This is a genomic window from Acidimicrobiales bacterium (genome assembly GCA_035546775.1).
In the GTDB taxonomy this organism is placed as follows: Bacteria; Actinomycetota; Acidimicrobiia; order Acidimicrobiales; family JACCXE01; genus JACCXE01.
On record DASZWD010000072.1, the window covers coordinates 73,372 to 87,013 of the forward strand.

At 68.8% G+C, this 13,642-nt stretch carries 13 protein-coding genes and 1 tRNA gene; 9 read left to right on the forward strand and 5 right to left on the reverse strand.

Features of this window, described 5'->3' with window-relative positions:
* Window positions 1–5 precede the first annotated feature (5 nt).
* Together VHC63_18040 and VHC63_18045 are read left to right on the forward strand one after the other, a co-directional pair.
* On the forward strand, window positions 6–536 hold the full coding sequence (locus VHC63_18040) for a hypothetical protein (GenBank protein ID HVV38516.1): 531 nt from the start codon (window positions 6–8) through the stop codon (window positions 534–536).
* Window positions 533–937 (forward strand): hypothetical protein, encoded by a 405-nt coding sequence (locus VHC63_18045; GenBank protein ID HVV38517.1) that lies wholly within the window; start codon window positions 533–535, stop codon window positions 935–937. The genes VHC63_18040 and VHC63_18045 overlap by 4 nt, the downstream gene beginning before the upstream one ends.
* Before the next feature lie 133 nt (window positions 938–1,070).
* On the opposite strand, the gene VHC63_18050 is transcribed toward VHC63_18045, so the two are convergent.
* Window positions 1,071–1,805: a GntR family transcriptional regulator gene (locus VHC63_18050; protein ID HVV38518.1), complete on the reverse strand. Its 735-nt coding sequence runs from the start codon at window positions 1,803–1,805 to the stop codon at window positions 1,071–1,073.
* A 50-nt stretch (window positions 1,806–1,855) separates the two neighbouring features.
* Here VHC63_18050 and VHC63_18055 point away from each other — a divergent pair, with 50 nt between their 5' ends.
* Window positions 1,856–4,123, forward strand: coding sequence for an aconitate hydratase (locus tag VHC63_18055; GenBank protein ID HVV38519.1), 2,268 nt, complete (start codon window positions 1,856–1,858; stop codon window positions 4,121–4,123).
* 3 nt (window positions 4,124–4,126) lie between these two features.
* Here the strand turns inward: VHC63_18055 and VHC63_18060 are convergent, their stop codons facing one another.
* Window positions 4,127–5,497: an HAD-IB family hydrolase gene (locus tag VHC63_18060; protein ID HVV38520.1), complete on the reverse strand. Its 1,371-nt coding sequence runs from the start codon at window positions 5,495–5,497 to the stop codon at window positions 4,127–4,129.
* Window positions 5,498–5,633: 136 nt separating this feature from the next.
* Between VHC63_18060 and VHC63_18065 the strand changes: the two genes are divergently transcribed.
* The gene (locus VHC63_18065; protein ID HVV38521.1) at window positions 5,634–6,548 is read left to right on the forward strand and encodes a LysR family transcriptional regulator; all 915 of its coding nucleotides are present in this window, start codon (window positions 5,634–5,636) and stop codon (window positions 6,546–6,548) included.
* Here VHC63_18065 and VHC63_18070 read toward each other — a convergent pair.
* The 3 genes from VHC63_18070 to VHC63_18080 form a co-directional block, all read right to left on the reverse strand.
* On the reverse strand, window positions 6,545–7,510 hold the full coding sequence (locus VHC63_18070; GenBank protein HVV38522.1) for a nitronate monooxygenase: 966 nt from the start codon (window positions 7,508–7,510) through the stop codon (window positions 6,545–6,547). The genes VHC63_18065 and VHC63_18070 overlap by 4 nt on opposite strands.
* Window positions 7,511–7,902: 392 nt before the next feature.
* Window positions 7,903–7,975 (reverse strand) — tRNA-Val (locus VHC63_18075).
* Window positions 7,976–8,011: 36 nt separating this feature from the next.
* A complete protein-coding gene (locus VHC63_18080) occupies window positions 8,012–8,203 on the reverse strand; it encodes a hypothetical protein (GenBank protein HVV38523.1) in 192 nt (63 codons plus the stop codon).
* A gap of 230 nt (window positions 8,204–8,433) precedes the next feature.
* On the opposite strand from VHC63_18080, the gene VHC63_18085 reads away from it, so the two are divergent.
* The 5 genes from VHC63_18085 to VHC63_18105 all read left to right on the forward strand — a co-directional run bounded on the left by VHC63_18085 (window position 8,434) and on the right by VHC63_18105 (window position 13,642).
* Window positions 8,434–8,613 (forward strand): hypothetical protein, encoded by a 180-nt coding sequence (locus VHC63_18085; protein HVV38524.1) that lies wholly within the window; start codon window positions 8,434–8,436, stop codon window positions 8,611–8,613.
* A 43-nt stretch (window positions 8,614–8,656) separates the two neighbouring features.
* Window positions 8,657–10,993, forward strand: coding sequence for an endopeptidase La (gene lon / locus VHC63_18090; GenBank protein ID HVV38525.1), 2,337 nt, complete (start codon window positions 8,657–8,659; stop codon window positions 10,991–10,993).
* A 71-nt stretch (window positions 10,994–11,064) separates the two neighbouring features.
* Window positions 11,065–11,571, forward strand: coding sequence for a flavin reductase family protein (locus VHC63_18095; GenBank protein ID HVV38526.1), 507 nt, complete (start codon window positions 11,065–11,067; stop codon window positions 11,569–11,571).
* On the forward strand, window positions 11,568–12,251 hold the full coding sequence (locus tag VHC63_18100; protein ID HVV38527.1) for a hypothetical protein: 684 nt from the start codon (window positions 11,568–11,570) through the stop codon (window positions 12,249–12,251). Before VHC63_18095 ends, VHC63_18100 begins: the two co-directional genes overlap by 4 nt.
* Window positions 12,248–13,642 carry a hypothetical protein gene (locus VHC63_18105; GenBank protein HVV38528.1) on the forward strand — a complete coding sequence of 465 codons (1,395 nt, stop codon included), beginning with the start codon at window positions 12,248–12,250 and terminating at the stop codon, window positions 13,640–13,642. The genes VHC63_18100 and VHC63_18105 overlap by 4 nt, the downstream gene beginning before the upstream one ends.

Sequence of the window (13,642 nt, forward strand, 5' to 3'; positions counted from 1 at the left end):
GAGCGGTGCGCCGAAGTCTTTGGGTCTGGTTGGGCGCGCTCGCGATCTGTTCGGGGATCACCGCTACCGGTGTGCGGGCGCAGGTGCTCGACCCCACCACGACGGCGCCACCACCCGCACCGACGACCACGACGCCGCCGTCGACGACCGCGCCCCCTGAGGTGACCACCACGACCACGGCCCGCAGCAGCACGACCACCACGGGCCGCGGCGCCACGACCGCCACCACGACGAAGAAGAGCACGGCGCCGGTTCCGCCGCCGGCGTCGGGCCCGTCCCAGACCCTCGTGCCCGACCTGATCGGTTCGCCCGTCGAGATCACGACGACCACCGGCGTACCGCCATCGACAACGGCACCGACCACGGTGCTCGGCACAACCCACACCGAGACGGCCACCCCGATCGCGGCTCACCACGACTCGCCGTCGGGCGCCACGTTGATCCTTGCGACCGTGGCGTGGCTGGCGTCCCTCGGCGGGCTCTTGCTCTACGCCGAGGAGCGCCGCGCCCAACGATGGAAGCATCTGGCCCGATGAGCGACGTCGAACCCGAAGCGGTGACGGAACCCGCGGCGCCACCCGACCCGGTCGAGCCGGCGACGGAATTGCGCGTCGGCCCACCGGCGCGCACCGCCGCCGACGGCTACGCGTTCGCCGCCGTGGTCTGTGCTGCCGCCGGCCTGCTCCTCCCGATCGGGCTCAGCCTCATCGGGGGCCGCCGGGCGTTCCCATCCTTCGCCCTTGTGCTGTTCAGCGCGCCGGCCGCGCTCCTGCTCGCCCGAGCCACCGAAGAACCGATCACCGACGAACCGGTATCGGACGGCGTCGCCCGCGTCGCCGGAGTCGCACAGGTGCTCGCCTACGCCAGCCTCGCCCTCGTCGTCACCTTCTGCGTCGCGCTGCTGCTCGGCATCCTCGGCCGCGTCGTCACCAACTAGTCGACGAGTCGTCGGCCGCACGGGCCGGCGTGGGGCGAGCGCAGCGAGGGGCCCCACGCTCGGGAGGAGGACGGGGATGGGGCCCCGTCCGGGCAGCGCCGAAGGCGCCAGAGATACCGCGACGGGCATCGACTCACGTAGTGAGTCGTAGGCCCGTCGGGGCGATAGATCCGTCCGAGACCTCGACGTTGGGGAGCTCGACGACGAACTCGCTGCGGTGCGCCGGAAAGACGTGCTCGCTCACGAGGACGGGTATCCGATCGACATCGTGTGTGACGCGTTCGCAGCGCAGGACCGGCGACCCCACGGGGATCTGGAGCAGTTCGGCGTCGTCGGCCGACGCCGCGGCAGCACCGATCGTCTGCACGGCGCCGCCCAGTTCGACGGGCAGCAACTCGTAGAGGCTGCGGCGGGCAACGTCGTCGCGCGAGAGGGCTCGGCCGAACCGTTCCGGGATCCACACCGTGACGCGGGCGAACGGTTCGCCGTCGGCCAGATTGAGCCGACGCACCCGCAGCACCGGCCCGGCGCCGAGATGGGCGCGCACGCGCGCCGGTGCTTGCACGAACGCGAAGTCGAGGATGCGCCGCTCGGCCTGCGCCCCAATCGCTTCGAGCTGGCCTTCGATGGTGGCGAGGCGCCCGAGCGTCTGTCGCACCGGGTCGGCGGCGACGAACCACCCGAACCCCTGGCGAGCGTCGACCAGGCCGTCGTGGCGCAGCGCCTCCAGGGCCTTGCGTACGGTGACCCGACTGGCGTCGTAGCCTCGCGACAGCTCAGCCTCGCTCGGCAGCAAGCGGCCGGCCGCGAACTCACCCGCCTCGACCCGACGGCGGACGTCGGCCGCGATCTCCAGGTAGCGGTGCATGACTGACTTGTATTATACTTGTATCACGCCGAGAAGACGAGGAGCCTGACATGGCCGTTGCAGCGAACACGCCGATCGAACTCGTGAACGAGGTCTACAGCCGACTCGACGAGCGCGTCGCCATCGCCCGCCGGCGGCTCGGCCGGCCGCTGAGCCTGGCCGAGAAGATCCTGATCAATCACCTCGCCGACCCCGAGGGCCAGGACCTCACCAAGGGCGTTGCCTACTCCGAGTTGTATCCCGATCGCGTCGCCATGCAGGACGCCACCGCGCAGATGGCGCTGCTCCAGTTCATGACGGCGGGCCTGCCCCAGGTCGCCGTGCCAACCACCGTCCACTGCGACCACCTGATCCAGGCACACTTCGGTGCCGACCAGGACCTCAAGTTCGCCGAGGACGTCAACAGCGAGGTGTACGCGTTCCTGCGCACGGTGTCGGAGAAGTACGGCATCGGCTTCTGGAAGCCGGGCAGCGGCATCATCCACCAGGTCGTGCTCGAGCAGTACGCGTTCCCCGGCGGGATGATGATCGGCACCGACAGCCACACGCCCAACGCTGGTGGCCTCGGCATGATCGCCATCGGTGTCGGAGGCGCCGACGCGGTCGACGTGATGGTCGGCTCCACCTTCGGCGTGCGCTGGCCCAAGGTCATCGGCGTGCACCTGACCGGTCGGCTGAGCGGCTGGTCGTCGCCGAAGGACGTGATCTTGAAGGTCGCCGAAGTGCTGACGGTCAAGGGCGGCACCGGTGCCATCGTCGAGTACTTCGGTCCGGGCGCGGAAACCATCAGCGCCACGGGTCGAGCCACGATCTGCAACATGGGCGCCGAGATCGGCGCCACCACGTCGATCTTCGGCTACGACGATCACGCCGCGGGTTACCTCAAGGCGACGGGCCGCGAGGCGATCGCGGACGCCGCCGCCAAGGTGCTGCCGCACCTGCAAACCGACCCCGACGCCTACGCGCACGCGTCGGAGGTCTTCGACCAGCTGATCGAGATCAACCTCGACGAGTTGGCGCCGATGATCAACGGCCCCCACTCCCCCGACCTCGCCCACGACGTGTCGAAGCTGGGCGACGACGCGCGCGCCGCCGGGTGGCCCCTCGAGATCTCCAGCGCGCTCATCGGATCGTGCACGAACTCGTCGTACGAAGACATCACCCGCACGGCGTCGATCGCCCGCCAAGCCGCGGCGGCGGGCTTGCGCGTGAAGACGCCGCTGCTCGTCACGCCGGGCTCCGAGCGCGTGCGGGCCACCATCGAGCGCGACGGCCTGCTCGCCGACCTCGAAGCCATCGGGGCGACGGTGCTCGCCAACGCGTGTGGTCCCTGCATCGGTCAGTGGCAGCGCGACGACGTGACGCCCGAAGACGTCAACGTGATCGTCACGAGCTACAACCGCAACTTCCCGAAGCGCAACGACGGCTCGGCCAACACGCTGTGCTTCGTCACGTCACCCGAGACGGTGATGGCATTCGCGCTCAACGGCACGCTCGACTTCGACCCGCGCAGCGACGCCATCGACGGCGTCGTGCTCGATGAGCCCGTCGGCGTCGAGTTGCCCAGCGCCGGGTTCGAAGACGGCGAAGCCGGATTCATCGCGCCGCCCGTCGACAGCAGCGGTGTCACCATCGCCGTCGACCCGAACAGCGACCGGCTGCAGCTGCTCGCCCCGTTCCCGGCGTGGGACGGTAAGGACTTCGTGGAGTTGCCCATCCTGCTCAAGGCCAAGGGCAAGTGCACGACCGACCACATCTCGGCGGCCGGCCCGTGGCTCAAGTACCGCGGTCACCTCGAGAACATCTCGGGCAACCTCTTCCTCGGCGCCATCAACGCCTACACCGGCGAGGCGGGCGAGGGCGTGTCGTTCGTCGACGGCCAGGTGCACTCGTTCCCCGACATCGCCAAGCAGGCGTCCGAAGCCGGCATCGGCTGGATCGCGGTGGGCGACGAGAACTACGGCGAAGGCTCGTCGCGTGAGCACGCGGCGATGGAGCCGCGCTACCGCGGCGCCAAGGCGATCCTCGTGCGCAGCTTCGCCCGCATCCACGAGACGAACCTGAAGAAGCAGGGCGTGTTGCCGCTGACCTTCGCCGACCCGTCGGTGTACGACCGCATCCGCGTCGACGACAAGATCTCCGTGCTCGGCCTCTCCGACCTCGCGCCCGACAAGCCCGTCCACTGCGTGCTGGTGCACGCGGATGGCACCACCGAGGACTTCGAGGCCAACCACACGATGAGCGAGGAGCACATCGGCTGGTTCCGCGCCGGCGGCGCCCTCAACGTGATCCGCCAGAAGTACCACTCGGCCCCCTAGTCGTTAGGAGGGCGGTTTCGACAGGCGGAGTTCTTCGTCCGTCGGCGTGTGCGGCTCGCGGGCTTCGGGCGGGAGCAGGTCGACGATCGCCGCCATGACGCGTTCGACGTCGGCCGCTTCGTCGTCGTAGGACAGGTCGACGGGGTCGCCGACGCGCACCGTGATCTTCGGCGGGCGCAACACGTTCCACACCCGCGGGACACGCTCGGCGCGGGGCCACACCTTCTCCGTCCCCCACAAACCGACGGGGATCACCGGCGCGTGGGTCATCGCCGCGAGCCGCGCCACGCCGTAGCGGCCCTTGAGGACGGGGTCGAAGAACGCCTCGCCGCGCGGGATCGTGCCCTGCGGCATCAACGCCACGGCCTCACCCGCCTCGAGCGCTTCCGCGGCGCGCCGCAGCGGTTCGGCCGAACCTGTCCCCCGATCGACGCGGATACCACCGAGCGCGCTCGCCATCTGACCGACGACCGGTGCGTCGAACACTTCCTTCTTGCCCAGGAACCGCGGCGCCCGCCCGGCGCGCAGGATCGTCATGCCGAGGGCGACGGTGTCGAAGTACGAGCGGTGGTTGGCCACGATGATGGCCGGGCCGGTACGCGGGATCTTCTCCGTGCCGCCGATGTCGAAGCGGGCAAACCGGATGAGTTCGGGCCGCGCCGTGAGCTTGAGCACATCAGCGGGTTCGAGGCCCATGAGCTTCGGGATCCCGGCCGGCACGTCGAGATGCAGGACGGGCCAGCGCCGCACCGCGGCGAACAGCGCCAGGCGCGGATCGGGGTTGACCGCAAACGGGTGACCGACCGCGGACAGCAACGGCGTGTCGTAGATCGAGTCGGAGTAGGCGTAACTGTCGGCCAGGTCGACGCCGTGCTCGTCGGCCCAAGCCCGCACGGCCGCCAGCTTCCCCTGCGACCACACGAAACCGCCGTCGAGCGCGCCCGTCAGCACGCCATCGGCGTGGGCGTACCGAGTGGCGATGACGTCGTCGAAGGCCAGCAGCTCGGCGAGGGGCCGGATCAGTTCATACGGCGTGGTGGTGGCCAGGACGAGTTGGCGCCCGGCGGCCCGATGCTCGTCGATGATCGGGCGGGCATACGGCGCCACGATGGCGTCGAGGCGCTCGGCCGCCGCCTTGCCCGCATCGCGCATCGCGGCGACCGGCCAGCCCTTTGCCGCCGCGGCCGCGGCGCGCGCCAACGCGATCGACGGCAGTGTCTCGCCCACGATGTCGAAGACGCGGTAGATCGCCTGCTGCGGTGCGAGCGTGCGCTCGTTCACGAGACCCGCCTGGATCAGCGCCTCGGTGATCAACGGGCCGCTCGCACCGCGCAACAAGGTGCGGTCCAGGTCGAAGAATGCAGCACCTGGCATGCATTCGACGGTAGACGCGAAAGAAGGGCCGGTGGGGGGGATACCGGCCCTTCCTTTCGACTTGCTGCGACCATTTTGCCGAGCGGGCTGCTATCTGTCCAGCAGTTATTGCTGATAGTTGCTATCGTTGCCAGCGATGGACCTGCGTCAGCTTTCCGCCCTCGTTGCCGTGGCCGACGAGGGCAGTTTCTCGGCCGCGGCCACCGCCCTGCACACGGTGCAGTCGAACGTGTCGACCCACATCGCGCGGCTCGAACGCGAGCTCAACGCCGTGCTCGTGGACCGCGGCGCCGGCCGGCTGACCGAAGAGGGCGAAGCCGTCGCCAACCGCGCCCGGCGCATCAGGGCCGAACTCGACGCGCTCGTGGCCGACGTGGCCGCGCTGCACGACGTCGTATCCGGCACCGTGCACGTCGGCGTCATCGGCACGACGGCGCGCTGGCTTGTCCCCCGCCTGCTCCAAGCGATGGGCGAACACCACCCGCACGTGCAGCTGTTCATCGTGGAGGCGACCACCAACAGCCTCGAGCCGCAGCTCGCCAACGGCCAGCTCGACTTGATGATCATCAACCTGCCCCTCGTCGTGCCCGACCTCATCGCCCGGCCGCTCTTCGACGAGGATCTCGTGCTCGTGGTGCCGTCGGACCACCCGCTGTCGGCCCACGACCACGTCACCCTCAAGGACCTCGACGGCCTGGAGTTGTTGATGGCGGCGCCGAACACCGCGTATCGCCAAGAGCTCGATCTCGCCAGCGCGGCGGCCGGCATCACGTTGGTGCCCAAGGCGCAGCTCGACGGCGTGCGCCTGATGGCGTCGCTGACCTTCGAAGGCCACGGCCCGGCGATCCTGCCGGCAACCGCCATCCCGCAGTGGTTGCCGCAGGGCATGTGGAAACCGGTGACGGTCGAAGGGCTTCCCCGCCGCCGCGTCGGTGTCGCCACCCGCCGCCGGGGTCTGCCCGCCGCTCCGGCGCGGGCGTTGCTCGACGTCCTGCGTGGCGTCATCGACGACGCCACGCGCACGCAGCCTGGCGTTTACCCGCCCGCTTAGCCCACGAGGGTGCGGGGCTTGGCGAGGATCTCTTCGGCCTCGCTCACCATCGACCGCACGATGTCGCCCGCGGGAACGAGTTCGTGGATCGCACCCGCGCCCTGACCGGCGGGGAAGAACTCGCGCTCGGGATCAACGCCTTCGGTCGTGAGGTCGCCACCCATGTGGAACACGCCGTCGCGCATGGCGCGCCCGATCTGGCCCGGGAACGTCTGCAGTTCGTCCTTGTGCTCTTCGAAGTACTCGGTGTAGCTGTTGCGCACGACGCGACACGTCTTGCCCGTGTAGGCCCGCGAGACGGTGGTGCCGTCTTCGCCCATCGCCACGAGCTTGTCCTTGTAGCCCTTCACCGCCTGCGCCTCCGGCGTGGCGATGAAGCGCGTACCGACCCAGATGCCATCCGCACCGAGGCACAGCGCCGCGGCGAGGCCGCGCCCGTCGAAGATGCCGCCGGCGGCGACCACGAGCGCCCGCCCGTCGACGGCGTCGACGATCTGGGGCACGAGCGGCAGCGTCGCCACCTGGCCGGTGTGGCCGCCGGCTTCGGTGCCCTGCGCCACGACGATGTCGCAGCCGGCTTCGACGGCGAGCAGCGCGTGGTGCACCTTGCCGCACATGTTGACCACGAGCACGCCGTTGCGGTGGCACAGCTCGACGACGTCGCGGGGCACGCCGAGGCCGGCGACGAACACGCGGCAGCCTTCCTTGATGATCTGTTCGACCTGCGGCGTGAGGTCGCCCGCGGCGGTAAGCAGGTCGACGCCGAAGGGCTTGTCGGTCAGCGCCTTGGTCGCCCGGATCTCTTCGACCATCCGATCGGCGCCCATGGCGGACGCGCCCAGACACCCGAAGCCACCCGCGTTCGACACGGCCGCGACGAGTTCGTGGTAGGAGACGCCGCCCATGCCGGCGAGCATTACGGGGTGCTCGATGTCGAGCAGATCGGTCAGGCGAGTACGCATAAGCGCAAGCTAGTAGCGCCAATGCCGTCACACCCTCGGCGTACCGTCGATTGCGATGACAACACGGGCTCGGGCATTTCAATACGCGCCTCGTCCAACGGTGAAGCAGCAGCGCCTTCTGTGCCCGTTCCGCCCACGCGCTAGCGACGGCGCAGAGGGTCGCAAACGGCCGACAGCAAGGGTCACGCCGGCAAGCCAAACGGCGTTCAACTGCGTCCGCTGCGGGCGCCGCGACCATGCAGACGTCAATGCCGCTATCAACACCCTTCGGGCCGGGCTGGCCCTGCGCCGCGAGCGCGAAGCGAACTCCGAGAGCACCGCGTCACCGGCGATTTCGCACCTCGCAAGTCACTAGAGCGCTTGCTCGACCTCCGAGAAGCGCTGAGGTTTAGTGGGCGGTACAAGACTTGAACTTGTGGCCTCTTGCGTGTCGAGCAAGCGCTCTGCCAACTGAGCTAACCGCCCTAATGGGATTAGGGAAGGTAGCAGGTCGGCCTCTCGTTAGAGGAAGTGCAGGCCCTTGGGCTTGGCGGCGACGCTCACGTCGTCGGTCTGGAAGAAAGCGATCGTCGGGTCCTGGTCATCCGGCACGCCGTTGTCGTTGATGTCGGCGTCGTGGGGCTCGTTGGCCGCGCCGTCGCCGTCTTGCACGGCCTTCGCCAAGGCCTCGGCGCGCGTCGCGTTCGATCGCACGGCTTCTTGTCCCTTTGCCCCAGCGGTGCAAGCCCCAGCTCGCCCCAGAAACGCCGACGCTAGCGCACCCACGGCGCTCGACGACCGAAACACCGCCGTGAGCGGCCAAAACGTCCCAAAAAGGACCACACGCCCAGGCCGAAGCCTGGGCGCATGGGGTTTCCCGGGGGCGGGATGTGTCCTTTTTAGCGCAAACCGGCTTACAAGCACAGGCATTCGATGCGCTTACGATGTTTCCCATCGAAAAGACGCTGGTTCCATGCGAAGGCGGCCCGTGCTCGGGCCTCGGACTGCTCGTCGAGCAGCCCATTCCCCGCGAGGTGCGCCACGAAGGTGGCGGCTCCTACGTGCTCGAGGAGCGGGGCGACGAGCGCGAGCCCGAGCTCGTGTACGTCTACGTCGAAACTTGACAATAACGGGAACAAGTTTCCGTAGGTAGTCGTTATAGGGGGCATGACAACGCTCACCCTGCCCGTCCTGCCTCTGGGAACGGGTGTCCTGCTGCCCGAGATGATGGTGACGATCGCCCTCGAAACGGGCGAAGCCAAGGCAGCCGCCGAAGCCGCCGGTGACGACGGGCAAGTGCTCGTCGTCCCTCGGGTCGGCACCACATACGCCACCATCGGCACCGTCGCCCACATCGAAGAGTCGGGTGATCTGCCGAACGGTCGCCGGGCGATCATCGTCCGGGGCCTCTACCGCGCGCAGATCGGCGTCGGCGTGCCCGGCAGCGGCTCCGCGCTGTGGGTCCAGGCGACCCGCGCCGACGAAACGAACGGCGACACCGAACGCGCCCACGACCTCGCCCGTGAATACAAGGCCGCAGTCGCCAACATCCTCGAGGCCCGTGGCATCGGAGCCCTCGTCGCCGCCATTCGCGAGATGACCGACCCGAGCGCGGTGGCCGACCTCGCCGGCTACTCCCCCGACCTCTCGGTCGACCAAAAGCAACAGGTGCTCGAGACCCTCGACGTCGAGGCACGCCTCGAACTCGTCGTCGCCTTTGCCAAGGACATCCTGGCCGAGCAGTCGGTGCGCGAGTCGATCCGCCGCGACGTCAACGAAGGCATGGAGAAGACCCAGCGCGAGTACCTCTTGCGCCAGCAGCTCGCCGCGATCAAGAAAGAGCTGGGCGAGAACGAACTGGGCGACGACGAGCTGGCGCGCTTCGAAGCCATCGTCGACGACGACCTCGTACCCGAGCAGGTGCGCAAGGCCGTCGAGCGTGAGCTCGGCCGCCTCGAGCGCACGTCGGAGCAGAGCCCGGAGCACGGCTGGATCCGCACGTGGCTCGACACCGTCGCCGACATCCCGTGGACACAGCGCGCCGAGGACCAGCTCGACGTCGCCGAGGCGCGTCGCGTGCTCGACGCCGACCACAACGGTCTCGACGACGTGAAGGACCGCATCGTCGAGCACCTCGCCATCCGCAAGCGGCGCAGCGAGCGCGGCCTCGCCCTCGTGGGCGAACGCGGCGCCGGGGCGATCATCACCTTGGTCGGTCCGCCGGGTGTGGGCAAGACCTCCCTGGGCGAATCGGTGGCGCGCGCCATGGGACGCCCGTTCGTGCGCGTGGCCCTCGGCGGTGTGCGCGACGAAGCCGAGATCCGCGGTCACCGGCGCACCTACGTCGGCGCCATGCCGGGGCGCATCGCGCGGGCGATCAAGGAAGCCGGCGTGATGAACCCCGTCGTGATGCTCGACGAGGTCGACAAGTTGGGCAGCGACTGGCGCGGCGATCCGTCGTCGGCGTTGCTCGAAGTGCTCGACCCGGCGCAGAACCACACGTTCCGTGATCACTACCTCGAGGTCGACCTCGACCTGTCCGACGTGATGTTCATCGTCACGGCGAACGTCGTGGAGACAATCCCCGGCCCGCTGCTCGACCGCATGGAGGTCGTGCGCCTCGACGGCTACACCGAAGACGAGAAGGTCGCCATCGCCCGTGACCACCTGCTCGCCCGCCAACTCGAGCGCAACGCGCTCGACGCCGGCGAGGTGCAAGTGACCGACGACGCGCTGCGGGTGATCGTGTCGGATTACACCCGTGAGGCCGGCGTGCGGAACCTCGAGCGCGAGATCGGCAAGTTGCTGCGCAAGGTCGCGACGGCGATCTCGTCCGGGAAGGAGACGGCGCCCGTGGTAATCGCAGACGCGCCAGCGGTCCGCACCTGGCTTGGTCGCCAGAAGTTCTTCTTCGAGGCCCCCGAGCGGACGTCGGTGCCCGGCGTCGCAACCGGTCTCGCCGTGACGGGCGTGGGCGGCGACGTGTTGTTCGTCGAAGCCACCGCGATGGACGGCGACGGCGGCCTGACGCTCACCGGCCAACTCGGCGACGTGATGAAGGAATCGGCGTCGATCGCGCTTTCCTACGTGCGTTCACACGCAACCGAACTCGGCATCGAGCCGAAGGCCTTCGACGGCAAGCGCTTCCACGTGCACGTGCCCGCGGGCGCCGTGCCCAAGGACGGTCCGTCGGCGGGCGTCACCATGACGACCGCGCTGGTGTCGCTGCTCACCGGTCAGCCGGTGCGCGGCGTGGTCGGCATGACAGGCGAGGTCACGCTCCAGGGCAAGGTGCTGCCAATTGGCGGCGTCAAGCAGAAGGTGCTCGCCGCGCACCGGGCCGGACTCACCGAGGTGATCCTGCCCGAGCGCAACGGCCCCGACCTCGCGGATGTCCCGGAGGCCGTGCGGGAGCAGATGACGTTCCACCTCGCCAAGGAGATCGGCGACGTGCTGGCCGTGGCCCTCGGGTCCTCGGCCGCACCCGCTACCGCCGCGGCATAACGGCTTTTGGTGATGCTGAGCCAGGGTCTTTCTGTTTCAGCATCACCAAAAGCACGTAGCGTCGACAGTGCATGGCGCTCGAGGACGAACTCGTCAACAAGGTCACGTGGCGGATCCCCAACGCACTGGCGTTGGTCGGATCCGCCGCGGACGGCACGCGCAACGCGATGACGGCGAGTTGGGTGACGCAGCTGTCGATGGAGCCGGTGTTGATCGGCGTGGGCATCGACAACTCGTCGGTCACCCACCGCCTCATTACCGCTGGGCGCGCCTTCAGCGTCAACCTGTGGCGGTCCGACGACACCAAGGTCTTCATCAAGTTCTCGAAGCCGGCCAACGACGACGGTGAGACGCTCAACGGCTGGCGCGTGCACGCGGCGACCACCGGCGCCCCGGTGTTCGACGACGCCCTGGCGTGGCTCGACTGCGCGGTGCGCGATTCGATCGACTTCGGCACCCACACCCTGTTCGTCGGCGAACTCGTCGATGCCGCGCTGGCCGACGAGTCGGCGCGGGCCGCGGCCGTGAGCGATACCCGCATGAAGTACGGCGGTGTCAAGCGCGGCGGGCACGGGTGACGACCGATTACGGCGACGGGCGGTTCCACGCGCGCCCCGTTCCGCCGTCGCGCGACATCCTCGAACCGGGACTGCATCCCTTGGGTCTTGCGGAGGGTCCACGCGACGGGCTCATCTACGTCCCCGATGCCGACGGGCCGCGGCCGCTGATGCTCGTGCTCCACGGCGCCACGATGATGGCCAAGTGGATGGCGCGGCCGCTGGTGGCGGCGGCCGACGACGCCGAGCTGATCCTCGTCATCCCCGACTCGCGCGAGATCGGCACCACCTGGGACGTCCTGCGCGGCGGCTACGGCCCCGACGTCGAATATTGCGACGCCGCGCTGGCCTTCGCCTTCGCGCACTGCAACGTCGACCCGGACAACGTCTCGATCGGCGGCATCTCCGACGGCGCGTCGTACGCACTGTCGCTCGGCGTGATGAACGGCGACCTGTTCGGCGCCATCGTCGCGTGGTCCCCCGGCTTCATCGCGCCGAAGTCCGTCACCGAGCAGAAGCCGCGCGTGTTCCTGAGTCACGGCACCAAGGACGCCATCCTGCCGATCGACCGCTGTGGCCGGCCGATCGCCTACTCGCTGCACGAGAACGGGTACGCCGTCGAGTACATCGAATTCGACGGGGGTCACGACATGCCTGATCCGATCATCCGCGCGTCGTTCAGCTGGGTCGTCGGCGCGTGAACAAGCCGGCGCGTGTCGTGCTGGCGGTCGTGGTGGCGGCGCTGCTGGCGGGCGACGTCGCGGGCTACAGGCACGCGACCCGGAGCCAGTACCCGTCGCACTGGGACGCCCGCGTCGCCGACTTGGTCAAGTTCGTCGAGGGCGCGCGCCACCTTCGCTACGACCATCCGGTACCGGTGGAGTTTTTGAGCGAAGCTGAGTACAAGAAGCAGAACGGGACGAGCCCGGATCAGCTCAGCGCCGCCGACAAGCGCGACCTGCGCACCTTCGAAGGCGAGGCGCACGCGCTCGGCCTGCTCGGCCGCGACGTCGACCTCGTCAAGCAGCTCAACACCCTCGGCTCGAGCGGAACGCTCGCCTACTACGACGACCAAGCGGAGAAGGTGGTGGTCCGCGGCACGAAGATCGACGTCGCGACGCGGGTGACCCTCGCGCACGAGTTGACCCACGCGCTCCAGGACCAAAACTTCGACATCAGCCGCAAGTTCTCCACCGACGGCGCCAACTCGTTCTTCGACGCATTGATCGAAGGCGACGCGGTGCGCATCGAGAACCAGTACGTCGACAGTCTCAGCCGCAGCGAGCAGAACGAGTACTACAGGGAAGACGACGCCGAGCGCAGCAAGGCGCAGGACGAACTCGCTGGCGTACCGCCGTCGCTGTTGCAACTCTTCGGCGCGCCGTACGACCTGGGCGAACCGCTCACGCGTTTCGTCGTGGAGCAGCAGGGCGTCGCCGGCTTGAACAAGCTGTTCCGTCATCCGGCCGACAGCGACGAAGGCCTGCTCGACGCGCTGGCGGCCACGAGTGGTGAGCATCGCCAGAAGGTCGCAGTCCCGGCCCTTCAGCCGGGCGAGACCCGTACGGACAAGGGCGACTTCGGCGTCGTGCCGTGGTACGTCGTGCTGTCGTCGTTCGTCGACCAACCCACGGCGCTCGCCGCGGTCGACGGCTGGGGCGGCGACTCCTACGTCGGCTACCGCAAGAACAACCGGCCCTGCATCCGCATCGCCTTCCAGGGCGACACACCGAACGACAACGCGGAAATGACCAACGCGCTCAACCAGTGGAAGGCGGCGTTCACCGAGAACACCGTGCAGGTCGTCGCGATGGCCAACGGCGTGCAGCTCGACGCCTGCGAGCCCAACGTGGTGCCCACGCCGCGGGCGGACGCTGCAAACTCCATGGAGCTGCCGGCGACGCGCCTGGAGCTGCTCGACGTCTTCGTGCAGAGCAACGTCCCGGCCAAGACCGCCGACTGCATGGCCCGCCACATCGTCACGACGATCCCGCTCGACAAGCTCAACAGCGATAGCAACGCCGACCAGCAGCAGCTGTTCAACATCGGCCAGCAGATCGGACGGGCCTGCGCGTCGGGCCAGCTCAGCTAA